Genomic DNA, 14,400 nt, shown 5'->3' with positions numbered 1-14,400 from the left:
TCACTTCCGGTTAGTTTTCCTGTAGATAATCCTCTTATGTAGAATTAAATCATTTGGTATTTGTTAACAGCACACTTTATTTTTTGCACAAAAAAAGATACAGGAAACGAATCGAATCCGTTTCCTGTACCTACACTTATTATACGATTATTTTGCTGCTGCGTAGCGCTTAGAAACTTCATCCCAATTTACAACATTCCAGAAAGAATTAATGTATTCAGGACGACGGTTTTGGTAGTTTAAGTAGTATGCATGCTCCCAAACATCAAGACCCAGGATTGGTGTTTTACCTTCCATTAATGGAGAATCCTGATTAGCAGTGCTGTAAAGTTCTAGTTCGCCATCTTTAACAGTAAGCCAAGCCCAACCAGAACCAAAACGAGTTGTAGCAGTTTTTGCAAACTCTTCTTTAAAGTTTTCAAAGCTTCCGAATTTAGCTGTTAGTGCATCAGCTAATTCACCTTCTGGTTGTCCGCCTCCATTAGGAGATAGAATATCCCAGAATAAAGTGTGGTTAGCATGTCCACCGCCATTGTTTCTAACAGCAGTACGAATGCTTTCAGGTACAGATTCAATGTCAGCTAAAAGGTCTTCCAAGCTCTTAGCCGCTAATGCTTCCTGTCCTTCTAAAGCATTGTTTAAGTTAGTCACATACGTGTTATGATGTTTTGTGTGATGAATGTTCATTGTTTCTTTGTCGATATGAGGCTCCAACGCATCATACTCATACGGTAATTGTGGTAAAGAATAAGCCATAATTCTCTCCTCCTAATAATTGTAAGAATAAGTACTTTCGGGCAATTCTGTAAGTTCATGTGTTACGAAAGTCTTTATCTTTAGATTAGCAATTGAAACCGTTTATTTCAACCTTTATGCCTTATCAGAGTACTCGGATAAAGAAATAGACAATCATAATAATCTGAATGATAAATTTGGTTATCACACTGCCAACAAATCCAACGACAGAACCCATACCAATTTTCACTGCATTTTTTAGCGATTGTTTATGTACCAACAATTCAGCTATGACTGCACCTAAAAATGGTCCCAGTATAATACCAAGAAAAGGAATAACAAACGGTCCAATCAGCAATCCTATTGTACTACCCCAAACACCTGCTTTTGAACCTCCAAATTTCTTAACACCAAAAAGATTGACCAAATAATCTGCTCCAAACAACAGTAAAACAAACATTCCCTGTACAATCCAGAAAAACCACGAAAACGGTTCAAATGAAAAGAATACCCCGTATAAAAGCATTCCACCTACTATAAATAGAACGCTTGGAATGATAGGATATATCAATCCTACAAACCCAATAATAAATACCAGCCAAATAATAAGCCAATACATCCAATCCATCTTCGACACTCCTCTCAAATACCCTAATTCAATACACATTTAACACTTTTTCGATTTGTTTCGCTATAATAAGCAGAACATTCTTGTCTTATCAACATAAGCCAGATAGAATAAAGAATGAATTTAAAAAAAGGTGTTGTAGCCCATGAATATATTCTCACAATTTATTAAAAGCCTATACTCGCCAAAGCATATTGCGTCCTTTCGCTTTCAGGGTATAGGGAAAACCATCCTCTATGCTTTTTTATTATCTCTATTAACTATTTTACCATCATCGATCTATCTTACAAATGCAATCCTAGATGGGGCAGATCATATGGCAAAAGCATTAACGACAGAATTTCCTGACTTTGAAATTAAAGATGGCAGACTTCATTCAGATGAATCATTACCTGTCATTATTAATGATGATGTAGCTACGTTCCATTTTGACAGCACTGGTAGTCTGAATGCAAATGATATCACCAGCCCTACTGGAGTAGACTTTGGAATACTACAGGATGAATTTGTCATTGCTGCAGACGGGGAATCACAAACCATTCCGTATTCTATGATACCTGGTCTTGAATTAACGAATGAGAAGGCCAGCGATTATATTAAATCTGCAAAAACATCTTTATACATAATAATCGGTCTATGTATGTTAGTCATGTATTTATTTACAGCAGCCATATTCTTCTTGGAGATTACACTTCTAGCCTATCTTACCGGCTTATTTGTAACTTCTATGAACAGAAAAGCTACTTTTGGACAGCAGTGGAGGATAGCCACTTACAGCTTTACATTAGCCGTAACGTTCTTTACTTTTATGAATTTTATTCAGGTTCCTGTAATAGGTGATGTTTATGTCAAATGGTTTATTACATTAATGATGATCTACCTGACTATTAAAGAAATGCCTATTCCAAAAAGTAAACAAAAGACCATACAATCATAAAGTGCAGCCCTTCCGAATTTTTGCGGAAGGGTTTATTTGTATCCTCTATTATTAAATGCTGATCATCATTCAGCTCATAAACCTCCTCTATTCTATCTAAACGATAAATCTAAAAAATCCTTCAAAATCAATTCTATTATCTCTACTAACTTCATATACTCTAGTAAAAGATGGAGGGAGTGCTAAAAGAGATGAAAAGAATAATCCTGTTTATCGGCTTTTGTATAGTAGCTTACTCAATATATTTTGATATAAGTGTAGGCACCCTTCCTGCCTACTCCTCCGAGAATATGGATAAAATGAATGAAAACTACTATAATGTAAAAGTAGAGCCGGGAGATACCGTTCTTACTATAATAGAGAAAAATGAAGGTACTATCCCAGTACCGATTGATCAAATGATTGAAGACTTTTCTTTATTAAATAACGGAATGAAACCGGAAGAAATAGAAATCGGGCAAACTTACCGATTTAAAAATTACTAAATAGCCAATTCATAATCAACTTTATTGTTATTTTAGCTAAAACGCTGATACAATAATTTAGAAGATAATATATTTATTGGTATTGAGGCAAACAGCCTAAAAGGAGAGAATGACCAGTGAGTGAACTAATACATCGTACAAAAACCCGCCCCGTAAAAGTGGGACCACTTACTATCGGTGGCAACGATGAAGTTATAATACAAAGTATGACGACAACGAAGACACATGATGTAGAAGCAACAGTCGCGGAAATAAATCGTTTAGAAGAAGCGGGCTGCCAAATTGTACGTGTAGCTTGTCCTGATGAACGGGCTGCTCATGCAATTTCTGAAATAAAAAAACGTATTAATATACCTTTAGTAGTTGATATTCACTTTGACTATCGTCTGGCTTTAATCGCGATTGAAGGCGGAGCTGATAAAATCCGTATTAATCCAGGTAATATCGGCAGACGCGAAAAAGTGGAAGCCGTTGTAAAAGCAGCTAAAGCGAAAGGAATTCCAATTCGTATCGGGGTCAACGCAGGATCATTAGAACGTAAAATCCTTGAAAAATACGGTTACCCAACTGCTGACGGTATGGTTGAGAGTGCTTTACATCATATAAAAATTCTTGAGGACTTAGACTTCCATGACATTATCGTATCAATGAAAGCATCTGATGTACGCTTGGCAGTTGAAGCCTATGAAAAGGCAGCACAGGCCTTTGATTATCCACTTCACCTTGGAATCACAGAATCCGGTACATTATTCTCAGGAACGATCAAGAGTTCTGCCGGTATTGGTGCCTTATTAAGTAAAGGCATTGGGAATACATTGCGTATTTCTTTAAGTGCTGATCCAGTAGAAGAAGTCAAAGTAGCCAGAGAGCTGTTAAAAGTATTTGGTTTATCAGCCAATTCTGCTACCTTAATATCATGTCCGACATGCGGACGTATAGAGATTGATTTAATTTCCATTGCTAACGAAGTGGATGAATATATTCAAAAAATTAAAGCTCCAATTAAAGTGGCAGTATTAGGATGTGCCGTTAACGGACCTGGTGAAGCAAGAGAAGCAGATATCGGCATTGCTGGTGCTCGCGGAGAAGGTCTATTGTTCCGCAAGGGTAAAATCGTTCGTAAAGTACCGGAAGAAGTAATGGTTGAGGAACTTAAAAAAGAAATCGATATCCTTGCTGAAGAGTATTACGAAAAACAAAGAATTGAAAAAGAAAAAGCAAGCCTATCTTAAATCAAGCAGAAGCCATTCAGGTTTGAATCAGAAAAGGGATTAGAATTTATTCTTTTGCCTAATATATGTAAACAAAGAACTTCAAAATAATTATTATTTTGAAGTTCTTTGTTTTATATCTGTTAATTATGAATGGAGGAATTGGATAAAAATCCAATCCCTAAACTAGTTGAGATTTGGAACGATTCAGGCCTACTGTATTAGAAAAAGGGATATACTAAAAGACCAGCAGCAACAGAAAATACACCAATTACTATTGCTGCTATCCCCATCATACGCGATTCAGTTTTCATCGCAAAAATCCCTGCGACAATGCCAATGGTTCCAAAAATCACCGGCATAAAAAATAGAGAGGCAATTGATAAGGCTAACGCCACTATACCAAAGCTGCTAGCCTTAGAAGTGGTCTTATTATTATTTTCCGTTTGACTTTGACGTTTGTATGCAGCAGAATCCATAAATTCTGCTCCGGTCTCCTCACGATAATTGAGCTTTTGACACACGTCTTCATTTTTAAATTTATCTCTTTTATTTCTGGCATTCCAATGTCTTTTTGAGCCTGACATAGCGTTCCCCACCTTCCTTTATTGGAGCCTTCCTAGTTTGCTCCATAAAAGGCTTACTCATAAGCAGAGATTGTTGCATGAATCTACAAAATTTAGAAAAGCAATTTGTCGCATTTTGATGTAAACTACAGACAAACATATTTTGGAGGAAATGCTTCATGTCAAAACCTAAACGTTTTGGAATAGATATTGATGGTACCATCACTACACAGGATTCCATGCTTCCTTATATCAACAAAGCCTTTCGCTTACAATTAACATTAGAGGATATTAACCAATATGAATTTTATCCGTTTGTAAATGTTCCAGAGCATGAATTTGATCTTTGGTTTCAAAAACACGAACCCATCTTCTATTCTGAATCACCTATGGCAAAGGATGCCAAACGAGTTTTACAGGAATGGAAAGAACTGTATGAATTATATTTCATCAGTGCCAGAAATCAAACTTTACTGCCAGTTACAAAGGAGTGGTTCAGTAAAAACGATTTACTCTATCACCACATCGAATTAATCGGTACGCATAATAAAATTGCAACCGTAAAAAAACACGAAATCGATCTTTTCTTTGAGGATAAGCACGATAACGCCGTTGCAATTGCTGAAGAATGTGAAATTCCGGTCATCCTATTTGACGCTCCTTATAATCGGATGGCCATTCCAAACAATGTGATTAGAGTGGAAAATTGGATGGAAGCCTATCAGTGGGTAAACCATTGGACTAAGAAAAATCGATAATAAAAGGGAGCCACTCTCAAATCACAGAATGGCTCCTTTCTAGTTACTTTGTTGTATATTCTCCTGCAAACAATCCGGGCATCTTCCGTATATTTCAAATTTATGTCCTGAAATATCATACCCTTTAAAGTCCTCTGTTATTTTTTCCATTGGACATAACTCTACATTACGAGTTTTCCCACATTCCATACAAATGAAATGATGGTGATGATGATTTCCAACACAAGCAAAACGGAATCTTTTTTCACCAGATAGCTCAGTGGTTTCCAGAATTCCTAAGTTTGCATACAGGGATAAGTTTCGGTATATCGTGTCATAGCTCATACCCGGGTATGAGCTTTTCAATTTTTCAAGGACTTCTTTGGCTGTTAAATAACGATTGCTCTTCGAAAAAAGTTCAAGCATATCTTCACGCTTCTCAGTGTATTTGTATCCCTTATCTTTCAAGAGTTGTATTGCTTCTTTAACATCCATCTTCAGCTACCTCCCTACGCAGTCATTCTCCATTTCTTGATAAAAATTGTGATTAAAAGAATGATGATTGCCAATACAACGATTGTACCACCCGGAGCAAGATTTAAGTAATAGGATGTGAATAGCCCCCCTATTACAGCCAATTCTCCAAACAGAATGGAAATAAAAATGGTTTGTTTAAAGCCCTTTGCTACTTTTAAGGCAGCCGCTACCGGTAAAGTCATTAATGAAGAAACAAGCAGGACACCTACAATTCTCATAGAAATGGCAATGACCAAAGCAACGAGCACGATAAAGATAAAGTGAATCGCTTTAGCCGGTATTCCGGAGGTTTTAGCATGCTCCTCATCAAAGGATAAAAGGAATAATTCCTTATATAAGAATATAACAATTGCGATAACAGCAATACTGATTGCCAAAACAATCCATAAGTCTGTCCGACTTACCGCACTGACACTTCCAAATAAATATCCGAATAAATCAGTCGTGAAGCCATTAGCGAGCGAGATAAAAATTGCTCCCAGCCCTACTCCACCGGAAAGAATGATTGGAATGGCAAGTTCCTGATAATGTTTATACACGGAACGCAGTCGCTCTATAAAAAGCGATCCCGTTACCGAGAAGGCCATCCCCATATATAAAGGATTGATAGGACCCAGTGCAGGCACTTCCTTACTTAGTAACAAACTGAATGCAATTCCGGTCAGGGTTACATGGCTAAGAGCATCTGCAATTAAGGAGAGTTTTCGAACTACAATAAACACACCCAACAGCGGAGCTATAATACCAATAACAATCCCTGCTAGAAAGGCATTTTGCAGAAATTCATACTGAAACATTGATAACATACTACTTCCTCCAAATTAATGATCATGTGTTAATGTATAAACATCATGGCCATAAAAAGCTGACATATCCTTATCATCTAAATGTTCATATTCACATGTATTTCCGTGAAAATGCAATTGTTTGTTTAGACAAGCAATATGAGTGACCTTTTCTGTAATGGTACCAGTATCGTGAGTAACCAAAATAAGCGTCAATCCAAGGTTACGGTTTAAATCGTATAGCAGGTCATAAAAATTAGTGACATTCTTTACATCTACACCAACCGTAGGCTCATCCAGTATTAACATGGCAGGATCGCTGACCAGTGCTCTTGCAATGAATACCCGCTGTTGCTGACCGCCCGATAATTCTCCAATTGGTCTTTTGATGAAATCCTGCATTCCTACTTCTTTAAGCGCTTTTACCACTTTTTGGCGATGGGTTTTATTGTAGAAACGAAAAAGTCCTATTTTCTTCGTCAATCCGCTCGCTACAACTTCTTCCACTGTAGCTGGGAAACCACTGTTAAAGGAGTTGGCCTTTTGTGATACATAGCCAATTTTCTCCCAATTTTTAAATTTGTTTATTTTCTCACCGAACAAGAAAATTTCACCTTGCTGTACTTTATTTAATCCAAGCATCAGCTTCAGCAATGTTGATTTGCCAGAACCATTCGGTCCGACAATAGCGAGAAAATCTCCATCTTTGACGGATAAGTTAATATCTTCAAGAACGTTTTCTCTCTCATATTTATAAGTAACATGTTCAATTTTAATTAAGTCATTATTCATAATCGGCCACCTGTTAATAAGAATGATTACGATTTATCTCAAGTAGTATACAGGACAATTTCAGTAAAGTAAACACATTTACTTAATATTGTATAATTTAGTTCATTTTTTTCTGTCCTATTCATATGGTAAACATGGGGTGGTAATTTGAAGCTATTTGAAAGCATTGTTAACTTAAAAATCAATCGTATCACTGCCAGTGAATTGCTTGATTTTGCCGGACAGAATGGTTTAACTCTAACAAAAACGGAAGCTGAGGAAATAACCAAACTAATCCGGGGGAAATCCGTTAATATTTTTGATCAGGCTGAACGAAAACAGCTTTTAAAAAATATCGAGAAAATTACCGGTACTGAGAAAGCGCAGAAAATCGAGAAAATATTTTATAGCATGACCGGAATTTAAAAAGGAAGCAGTACAGATGTACTGCTTCCCCTTCTCTTTATACCGTTTGTCCAAGCATGGAAGCTTTAAAATCTACCCAAGCTCCATCTCTTAGCATACCAATTTCATGTTTATACGGTGCTTTTTTGTTTGTTTTATCCGTACCAACAAATGGAGTTTCCAATATTTTTGGTACAGAGCTTAATTGTGGATGATGAACAATGTAATGAAGAGGTTCAAAACCAATCTTTCCATACCCGATATTTTCATGTCGGTCTTTTCTCATTCCACATTCATTTTTACTGTCATTTATATGCAGCACTTTAATGCGGTCTACACCGACAGTTTTATCAAAATGGTTTAAAACGCCATCAAAATCATTCACAATATCATAACCCGCATCATGAGTATGACAAGTATCAAAGCAAACACTCAGCTTATCATTATGTGTAACTCCATCGATAATCATCGCTAATTCTTCAAAACTTCTTCCACACTCTGAGCCCTTGCCGGCCATCGTTTCCAATGCGATTTGGACTTTTTGATCAGGGGTAATGACTTCATTTAATCCCTCGATGATCTTTTTAATACCTATTTCTGAACCTTCTCCGACATGAGCACCTGGATGCAATACAATTTGGTAGGCCCCCAGAGCTTCCGTCCGTTCGATTTCCGAACGAAGGAAATCAACACCCAATTGGAAAGTAGCGGGATTTACTGCGTTACCGATATTGATAATATAAGGAGCATGGACAACGATATCGCTCATTCCATTTTCCTTCATATGCAATAGACCTGCCGCAATATTTAAATCCTCGATTTTCTTTCTTCTTGTGTTTTGAGGAGCGCCTGTATAAATCATAAATGTATTGGCACCATAAGAAACTGCTTCTTCACTTGCACCTAAAAGCATTTTCTTTCCGCTCATGGAAACATGTGATCCAATTTTAAGCATCCATCTGCCCCCTGTTATCGTTTATCTTTTCTTTAAGCGTCTTTCTCTCTTTTTGATTTTTTCTACTTCAGCTTTTACTTTCTTTTTATAGCCAGGCTTTACTTTACGTAAATGCTTAGAGAATTTACCATAATTCTTTACCTCACCGGCTGCTTTAGGTGAATTTTTACGTTTTTTACGCTTATTACGGTCATCAATTTCAACCCATTCACCTTTTACCACGTCACGGTTGCTGAATGTTACACCCATGGATTCGAGTTTATTCAGAGCTTGATCATCTTTCTCCTCATACAAGGTAACAGCGACTCCGGACATACCTGCGCGCGCTGTACGGCCACAGCGATGGATATAGAAATCCAGGTCCTGAGGAAGTTCATAGTTAATCACATGACTTACGCCTTCAATATCAATACCTCTTGCTGCTAGGTCTGTAGCTACAACATATTGATATTTAAGAGCATTAATCTCTTTCATAACCCTTTTTCTTTCTCTTGCCGGTAAGTTACCGTGTAGTCTTCCTACCTGCAATCCCTTTTCAAGGAGAGCATCTGCCAGCTCATCTGCGTTTTGCTTTGTATTAGCAAAAATAAGCACAAGGAAAGGATTTTGAAGTTCAATAATTGACTTAACCAATTGAACCTTGTCTCGGTGTCTAACAGGAACGAGAATGTGCTCCAATTTTTCTACAGACACTTTTGTCGGATCCACATGGATATGTTTCGGATTGTTCATATACTTTTTCAAGAAGGGCTGTAGCTTTTCTGGAATTGTCGCAGAAAATACTAGCATTTGCAGCTTAGGAGCCATCCTTGAAGCGATTTTATCCACATCTTCCATAAATCCTAAATCAATCATTAAATCAGCTTCATCAACTACTAAAATATCGGCAGAAAAAACACTCAACGCATTTTCTTCCGATAAATCTTTAATACGACCAGGTGTACCGATCACAAGCTGTGGTTGAACGGTGAGCTTGTCAATTGAACGTTGTTTATCTGTTCCACCTACATAGCTTTTTATATGAATTTGTTTATCTTCAGGAAATTTCTCATTCAAAGAAACAGCAGCTTTATAAATTTGGGCCGCTAATTCTCTCGTCGGTGCCGTAATTACAGCCTGTACTTCCATCTTTTCCTGATTGATTTTAGCCATGATCGGCAATAGAAAAGAATGGGTTTTTCCAGTGCCAGTTTGTGACTGCCCTATAATACTCTTACCGCTAAATACAGCTGGAATGACTCTTTCCTGTATGATTGTCGGCTCCTTAAATCCTACCTTCTCAACAGCTTCCAATACATATTCGGGTAACTTAAACATTTTAAATGAACTCATTTTTTACCAACTTTCTGACATGCTTACAAGCTTTTTAGCAACTATCCTTCTAATATTACCTTATGTGAAGGACTAATAACAAGTTTTTGTAGATTAAAAGCCTATTCTTTCATATATTCGCACTTTACCGTCCCTAACTGACATATTCTATTATGGGAACTTAAGTAAAATATTGAATAGAAAGGAGGGTTAAATATGCCGCCTATGAGACCACCCATTTTCGGCCCGCCACGAGGACCAGGCTTTATCAGAGGTTCTGCCCCACCACAATTTAATACAAGAGGATTATTCGGTCCACCTATGCCAAGGAGAGGAATTCCTTTTGGAGCAGCAAGTGCTCCCAAGCAAGGAGGAGGATTTCTGGCTTCTTTGTTTGGCAGAGGAGGAGGTTCCGGCTTGGCACAGGGTGCCGGTACAGCTGCTAAAGCTGCCGGAGGAGGTTCCACTTTAACAAATTTTATGAACAGTACGCAAAAGGTGTTAGCAGCAGGGGAACGTGTGGTACCAATGGTTCGCCAAGTTCAGCAATATGGACCTTTAATTAAAAATTTACCATCCATGTGGAAAATTTATCGGGGATTAAATGCAACTACAGCAGAAGATCAAGAAGAAGCTATCGATCAGGTCGACTCAAACATTTTGGAGTCATCCAACCATATAGAATCTTCAGCTTCTCTTAAAAGCTCTAAAAAGGAAAAGAATGAATCTAGCGAAATAGACTATTCACACGAGCTTCCTGGAAGCACAATAATAAAATCGAAACCTCAAAATGTGAAACCATCCCTGCCAAAGCTTTTCATCTAACTATACAGCGCCCCTAAAAGGAGCGCTTTTCTACATATGCAATATCTCCCGAAGGATTTCTTTTTGTAAGTTTTTAATCACTCGCTTATAATATAAGAAACACTCCATCTGTCAAACAGACATGGAGCAAGGAGGTTTTTTTGAATTAATGAAAGTAGTTAAAATTTCCCCAAGAGGATATTGTTACGGCGTTGTTGATGCGATGGTTATCGCCAGAAATGCCGCTTTAGATAAAACTTTGCCACGCCCTATTTATATTCTGGGTATGATTGTTCATAATCAGCATGTAACGGAAGCGTTTGAACAAGATGGGATTATCACCCTCGACGGCAAAGACCGTAAAGAAATAATCGAGAAGGTTGATTCCGGCACTGTCATCTTTACTGCTCACGGTATCTCACCTGAAGTAAGAGAAATTGCCAAACAAAAGGGGCTTGTAACGATTGACGCAACCTGTCCGGATGTAACAGCAACTCATAATTTAATTGAAGCAAAAGAAAAAGAAGGATATGATATCATTTATATCGGTAAGAAAGGCCACCCGGAACCTGAAGGCGCCGTTGGTGTAGCCCCGGATATCGTCCATCTCGTTGAGTCCAAACAAGATATTGATGACCTCACAATTGAAAACGAGAAAATCATTGTGACCAACCAAACAACTATGAGTCAGTGGGATGTTGCCGACTTAATAGATGAAGTTAAGAAAAAATATCCTGCAGCAGAAATTCATAAAGAAATTTGCATGGCTACTCAAGTCCGTCAGGAAGCTGTTGCTGAGCAAGCAAAAGACCTTGACGTTCTGATTGTAGTTGGGGATCCTAAGAGTAATAACTCAAACAGATTGGCACAGGTATCGGAAGAAATCGCTCATACAAAAGCCTATCGAATTGCTGATGTCAGCGAGTTGGAAATAGAATGGATTAAAGATGCTCAAGTAGTTGGTGTAACAGCAGGAGCATCCACACCAACACCTATTACCAAAGAAGTCATTACATTCTTGGAACAGTTCGACCCGACTGATTCATCGACATGGAAAACGGAAAAGAAAGTACCTCTTTCCAAAATATTACCTAAAGTAAAAGTGAAATAACGAAAATAGCTAAAAAGAAAAAAAGGACCCAGGTCCTTTTTTTCTTTTTACTTTTGTATTTTCAGGACTTAACCGCTCGAAGTCATAAGTGTAGCTGCTGCGGAGACCAACAGGACGTTGGTCACAAAGACGTTGCCACACGATGTGGCGTTCTTAGCCTTTGTTCCTTAATTAGCCCCCTACTTGCCTTTGTCTTATGCTCCTCGCGGGCCTACAGGATGTAGGTCATGAAGACGTTGCCACAGGACGTGGTGTTCTTAGTCTTCGTTCCTTAACCAGCCGTCTCAGCTTTTTAGCCAATCTAGCTTCAGGGCCTAACCGCTCGAGTCATAAGTGTAGCTGCTGCGGGAGAAAAAAGCGTTCTCCCTACGCACCTCCTCTTATGCTTGTCGCGGCTGAGCAAGGCCCTTCAGCCTTTTAGATTACCTGGAATGGATTTGTATCAATTTTAGATGCTATGAATTCTATTTCATAGCCGGCGTTTTTGCATAGGGATGTCATTTTTTTGGCGACGCCTTGTTTCATGATTTTTTCAACATTATGGCCGGGGTCAATGATATTCATGCCTTCTTGTTTAAAATCAACGGCTGTATGGTAATAAATATCTCCTGTAATAAATACATCAGCTCCGGCAAATTGAGCTGTTCTTACAAATTTATCACCGTCCCCGCCTAATACCGCTACCTTCTTCACCGTGGCATCAAGGTCACCGATGACTCGTACAGAAGTCACATCTAGTGCCTTTTTAACATGCTCTGCATATTCTCTTAAAGACATAGCCTCTGAGACAGCACCTACTCGACCTAAACCAAATTCCTTACCTGACTCGTTTTCAAGAACATACAAATCGTAAGCGACTTCTTCGTAAGGATGAGCTTTGAGCATTGCTTTTACGACTTTGTTTGTAATAGATTCTGGCACAATTACTTCTATCTTTACTTCTTCTACGTGTTCAAACTCGCCAGAAGACCCAATATACGGATCTGCCTCTTGATTTGGCTTAAATCTACCCGTGCCTGATAGGGTAAAACTGCAATGACTGTAATTGCCCAAATTGCCTGCACCAGCTTTTCCTAATGCTTCACGAACTTCAGTTTCAGCTGAAGTAGGCGTATATACGGCTAATTTGTAAAGTTTTTCTCGATGGGTAACCTTCAAAACAGAATTATTCTCTAGTCCCAATGCATCAGCGAGCATATCATTGACACCGCCCTCCGCGATGTCAAGATTCGTATGCGCCGCATACAGAGCGATATCATTTTTAATTAATTTTTCAATCGTTCTCCCGGCAGGCTGATCAGGGGTAATTTTTTTTAATGGCCGAAAAATTAACGGGTGATGTGCAATAATTAAATCTACACCTTGATTTACAGCTTCATCAACCACTTCTTCCGTTACATCCAATGCCACAATTACTTTCTGTACTTTTTTCGCAAGACTGCCTACCTGCAATCCAATTGGATCTCCATCCTCAGCTAAATATTTGGGAGAAAAGCTTTCAAAAAGCTGGATGACTTCATAACCATTCGGTGTTTTCATTATTGAAGCGCCTCCTCTACCAACTCTATAGATTTTTGGATTTCTTCTTTCTTTTCCTGAGTCCGTTCGTTTTCACTGGACTCTATTTGTTTCAAAATCTTATTCCAATGCCTTAACTCCATTGTCCACTTTTTCATAAAGATCGGATTCTTTTCTTTCAATAAATATGGTCCCATTAATTCTGCCGCTTCAAAAGGTAATTCTCGATAAGACTTCAATGGCTCTCCTTTTTCCGCTACTAAAATTTCATATATTTTTTCGTCCTCTTCCAGGATTTCTTCTGCTTTCAATTCCCAACCCTCGGCAATCAGCCATTTTCGTATAAACTGAGCACCAATATTAGGTTGGAGAATTAAGGTCTCCCGTCCGGATAGTTTAGATTTTCCATTTTCTAAAATACTCGTTATTAAAGACCCACCCATACCGCATATTGTAATGGCTGTTACTTCTCCATGAGATATGACGTCCAGCCCATTTCCTTTACGAACGGATATAGAGTCTTCTAGTTTAGATTCCCTCACCTGGTTTAACGCAGATTGAAACGGACCTTCCACTACTTCTCCTGCAATGGCTTTTTGCACGATGCCTTCTTTCACTGCATAGCAAGGCAAATAGGCATGGTCAGATCCAATATCAGCCAAAACACTGCCCTTTGGTACATAGGAGGTTACTCGCGTTAATCTTTTTGATAATTTATCTACATTCATTACTTCATTACTCCACTCTTAATAGGAATTCATTTATTTCTTTAGTATAAGAAAACTCATCCCCTATTGCAAAGGACTTTCTTTTAGAACACATTTTTCAGCCAAAATATTCCTCCTTATTTCAATATTTTGGTTTAATAGAGATAGGAACGTGAAAACTGAAACTATATTAACAT

At 38.1% G+C, this 14,400-nt stretch carries 17 protein-coding genes; 7 read left to right on the top strand and 10 right to left on the bottom strand.

Annotated features, from left to right (window positions below; all coding sequences use genetic code 11):
* Positions 1-147: 147 nt before the first annotated feature.
* Together AC4D4A_RS15210 and AC4D4A_RS15205 are read right to left on the bottom strand one after the other, a co-directional pair.
* Positions 148-756, bottom strand: coding sequence for a superoxide dismutase (locus tag AC4D4A_RS15210; RefSeq protein WP_490996654.1), 609 nt, complete (start codon positions 754-756; stop codon positions 148-150).
* 124 nt (positions 757-880) lie between these two features.
* Positions 881-1,363, bottom strand: a complete 483-nt coding sequence (locus AC4D4A_RS15205) for a DUF456 domain-containing protein (protein ID WP_490996653.1) — start codon at positions 1,361-1,363, stop codon at positions 881-883.
* Between the two features lie 145 nt (positions 1,364-1,508).
* Here AC4D4A_RS15205 and AC4D4A_RS15200 point away from each other — a divergent pair, with 145 nt between their 5' ends.
* The 3 genes from AC4D4A_RS15200 to ispG all read left to right on the top strand — a co-directional run bounded on the left by AC4D4A_RS15200 (position 1,509) and on the right by ispG (position 4,017).
* Positions 1,509-2,300 carry a DUF1189 domain-containing protein gene (locus AC4D4A_RS15200; protein ID WP_490996652.1) on the top strand — a complete coding sequence of 264 codons (792 nt, stop codon included), beginning with the start codon at positions 1,509-1,511 and terminating at the stop codon, positions 2,298-2,300.
* 191 nt (positions 2,301-2,491) lie between these two features.
* Positions 2,492-2,785, top strand: coding sequence for a hypothetical protein (locus tag AC4D4A_RS15195; RefSeq protein WP_490996651.1), 294 nt, complete (start codon positions 2,492-2,494; stop codon positions 2,783-2,785).
* Positions 2,786-2,901: 116 nt separating this feature from the next.
* Complete coding sequence (ispG, locus tag AC4D4A_RS15190; protein ID WP_490996650.1) at positions 2,902-4,017, top strand: flavodoxin-dependent (E)-4-hydroxy-3-methylbut-2-enyl-diphosphate synthase; 1,116 nt, start codon at positions 2,902-2,904, stop codon at positions 4,015-4,017.
* Positions 4,018-4,217: 200 nt separating this feature from the next.
* Here ispG and AC4D4A_RS15185 read toward each other — a convergent pair whose 3' ends face one another.
* Positions 4,218-4,583 carry a hypothetical protein gene (locus AC4D4A_RS15185; RefSeq protein ID WP_490996649.1) on the bottom strand — a complete coding sequence of 122 codons (366 nt, stop codon included), beginning with the start codon at positions 4,581-4,583 and terminating at the stop codon, positions 4,218-4,220.
* Between the two features lie 158 nt (positions 4,584-4,741).
* On the opposite strand from AC4D4A_RS15185, the gene AC4D4A_RS15180 reads away from it, so the two are divergent.
* Complete coding sequence (locus tag AC4D4A_RS15180; protein WP_490996648.1) at positions 4,742-5,320, top strand: 5' nucleotidase, NT5C type; 579 nt, start codon at positions 4,742-4,744, stop codon at positions 5,318-5,320.
* 39 nt (positions 5,321-5,359) lie between these two features.
* Here the strand turns inward: AC4D4A_RS15180 and AC4D4A_RS15175 are convergent, their stop codons facing one another.
* The 3 genes from AC4D4A_RS15175 to AC4D4A_RS15165 are packed head-to-tail and all read right to left on the bottom strand — an operon-like array spanning position 5,360 to position 7,413.
* Positions 5,360-5,794 carry a Fur family transcriptional regulator gene (locus tag AC4D4A_RS15175; RefSeq protein WP_066105166.1) on the bottom strand — a complete coding sequence of 145 codons (435 nt, stop codon included), beginning with the start codon at positions 5,792-5,794 and terminating at the stop codon, positions 5,360-5,362.
* 14 nt (positions 5,795-5,808) lie between these two features.
* Positions 5,809-6,642 carry a metal ABC transporter permease gene (locus AC4D4A_RS15170; RefSeq protein ID WP_066105169.1) on the bottom strand — a complete coding sequence of 278 codons (834 nt, stop codon included), beginning with the start codon at positions 6,640-6,642 and terminating at the stop codon, positions 5,809-5,811.
* 15 nt (positions 6,643-6,657) lie between these two features.
* Positions 6,658-7,413, bottom strand: coding sequence for a metal ABC transporter ATP-binding protein (locus AC4D4A_RS15165; protein ID WP_066105172.1), 756 nt, complete (start codon positions 7,411-7,413; stop codon positions 6,658-6,660).
* Positions 7,414-7,560: 147 nt separating this feature from the next.
* Here AC4D4A_RS15165 and AC4D4A_RS15160 point away from each other — a divergent pair, with 147 nt between their 5' ends.
* Complete coding sequence (locus AC4D4A_RS15160; protein ID WP_490996647.1) at positions 7,561-7,818, top strand: DUF2624 family protein; 258 nt, start codon at positions 7,561-7,563, stop codon at positions 7,816-7,818.
* A gap of 37 nt (positions 7,819-7,855) precedes the next feature.
* On the opposite strand, the gene AC4D4A_RS15155 is transcribed toward AC4D4A_RS15160, so the two are convergent.
* Positions 7,856-8,752: a deoxyribonuclease IV gene (locus AC4D4A_RS15155; protein WP_490996646.1), complete on the bottom strand. Its 897-nt coding sequence runs from the start codon at positions 8,750-8,752 to the stop codon at positions 7,856-7,858.
* A 21-nt stretch (positions 8,753-8,773) separates the two neighbouring features.
* On the bottom strand, positions 8,774-10,069 hold the full coding sequence (locus AC4D4A_RS15150; protein WP_225983608.1) for a DEAD/DEAH box helicase: 1,296 nt from the start codon (positions 10,067-10,069) through the stop codon (positions 8,774-8,776).
* A 210-nt stretch (positions 10,070-10,279) separates the two neighbouring features.
* On the opposite strand from AC4D4A_RS15150, the gene vrrA reads away from it, so the two are divergent.
* Both vrrA and AC4D4A_RS15140 read left to right on the top strand, forming a co-directional pair.
* Positions 10,280-10,888 carry a VrrA/YqfQ family protein gene (vrrA, locus tag AC4D4A_RS15145; RefSeq protein WP_139892582.1) on the top strand — a complete coding sequence of 203 codons (609 nt, stop codon included), beginning with the start codon at positions 10,280-10,282 and terminating at the stop codon, positions 10,886-10,888.
* Between the two features lie 148 nt (positions 10,889-11,036).
* Positions 11,037-11,978 carry a 4-hydroxy-3-methylbut-2-enyl diphosphate reductase gene (locus tag AC4D4A_RS15140; RefSeq protein ID WP_490996645.1) on the top strand — a complete coding sequence of 314 codons (942 nt, stop codon included), beginning with the start codon at positions 11,037-11,039 and terminating at the stop codon, positions 11,976-11,978.
* Positions 11,979-12,395: 417 nt separating this feature from the next.
* Here the strand turns inward: AC4D4A_RS15140 and AC4D4A_RS15135 are convergent, their stop codons facing one another.
* Both AC4D4A_RS15135 and AC4D4A_RS15130 read right to left on the bottom strand, forming a co-directional pair.
* Positions 12,396-13,520 carry a Nif3-like dinuclear metal center hexameric protein gene (locus tag AC4D4A_RS15135; RefSeq protein WP_490996680.1) on the bottom strand — a complete coding sequence of 375 codons (1,125 nt, stop codon included), beginning with the start codon at positions 13,518-13,520 and terminating at the stop codon, positions 12,396-12,398.
* Positions 13,517-14,224 (bottom strand): tRNA (adenine(22)-N(1))-methyltransferase, encoded by a 708-nt coding sequence (locus AC4D4A_RS15130; protein ID WP_490996644.1) that lies wholly within the window; start codon positions 14,222-14,224, stop codon positions 13,517-13,519. The genes AC4D4A_RS15135 and AC4D4A_RS15130 overlap by 4 nt, the downstream gene beginning before the upstream one ends.
* Between the last annotated feature and the right edge of the window lie 176 nt (positions 14,225-14,400).

The sequence above is a fragment of the Pradoshia sp. Z5_111 genome (assembly GCF_058267535.1).
The sequence above is the reverse complement of the archived record's forward strand: the minus strand, read 5'-3'. Positions and strand labels throughout refer to the sequence as shown.

What these genes read in the sequence shown, in the direction of transcription:
- AC4D4A_RS15210 (WP_490996654.1), bottom strand. Translation starts at nt 756, where the DNA reads ATGGCTTATTCTTTACCACAATTACCGTATGAGTATGATGCGTTGGAG.
- AC4D4A_RS15205 (WP_490996653.1), bottom strand. Translation starts at nt 1,363, where the DNA reads ATGGATTGGATGTATTGGCTTATTATTTGGCTGGTATTTATTATTGGG.
- AC4D4A_RS15200 (WP_490996652.1), top strand. Translation starts at nt 1,509, where the DNA reads ATGAATATATTCTCACAATTTATTAAAAGCCTATACTCGCCAAAGCAT.
- AC4D4A_RS15195 (WP_490996651.1), top strand. Translation starts at nt 2,492, where the DNA reads ATGAAAAGAATAATCCTGTTTATCGGCTTTTGTATAGTAGCTTACTCA.
- AC4D4A_RS15185 (WP_490996649.1), bottom strand. Translation starts at nt 4,583, where the DNA reads ATGTCAGGCTCAAAAAGACATTGGAATGCCAGAAATAAAAGAGATAAA.
- AC4D4A_RS15180 (WP_490996648.1), top strand. Translation starts at nt 4,742, where the DNA reads ATGTCAAAACCTAAACGTTTTGGAATAGATATTGATGGTACCATCACT.
- AC4D4A_RS15175 (WP_066105166.1), bottom strand. Translation starts at nt 5,794, where the DNA reads ATGGATGTTAAAGAAGCAATACAACTCTTGAAAGATAAGGGATACAAA.
- AC4D4A_RS15170 (WP_066105169.1), bottom strand. Translation starts at nt 6,642, where the DNA reads ATGTTATCAATGTTTCAGTATGAATTTCTGCAAAATGCCTTTCTAGCA.
- AC4D4A_RS15165 (WP_066105172.1), bottom strand. Translation starts at nt 7,413, where the DNA reads ATGAATAATGACTTAATTAAAATTGAACATGTTACTTATAAATATGAG.
- AC4D4A_RS15155 (WP_490996646.1), bottom strand. Translation starts at nt 8,752, where the DNA reads ATGCTTAAAATTGGATCACATGTTTCCATGAGCGGAAAGAAAATGCTT.
- AC4D4A_RS15150 (WP_225983608.1), bottom strand. Translation starts at nt 10,069, where the DNA reads ATGTTTAAGTTACCCGAATATGTATTGGAAGCTGTTGAGAAGGTAGGA.
- vrrA (WP_139892582.1), top strand. Translation starts at nt 10,280, where the DNA reads ATGCCGCCTATGAGACCACCCATTTTCGGCCCGCCACGAGGACCAGGC.
- AC4D4A_RS15140 (WP_490996645.1), top strand. Translation starts at nt 11,037, where the DNA reads ATGAAAGTAGTTAAAATTTCCCCAAGAGGATATTGTTACGGCGTTGTT.
- AC4D4A_RS15130 (WP_490996644.1), bottom strand. Translation starts at nt 14,224, where the DNA reads ATGAATGTAGATAAATTATCAAAAAGATTAACGCGAGTAACCTCCTAT.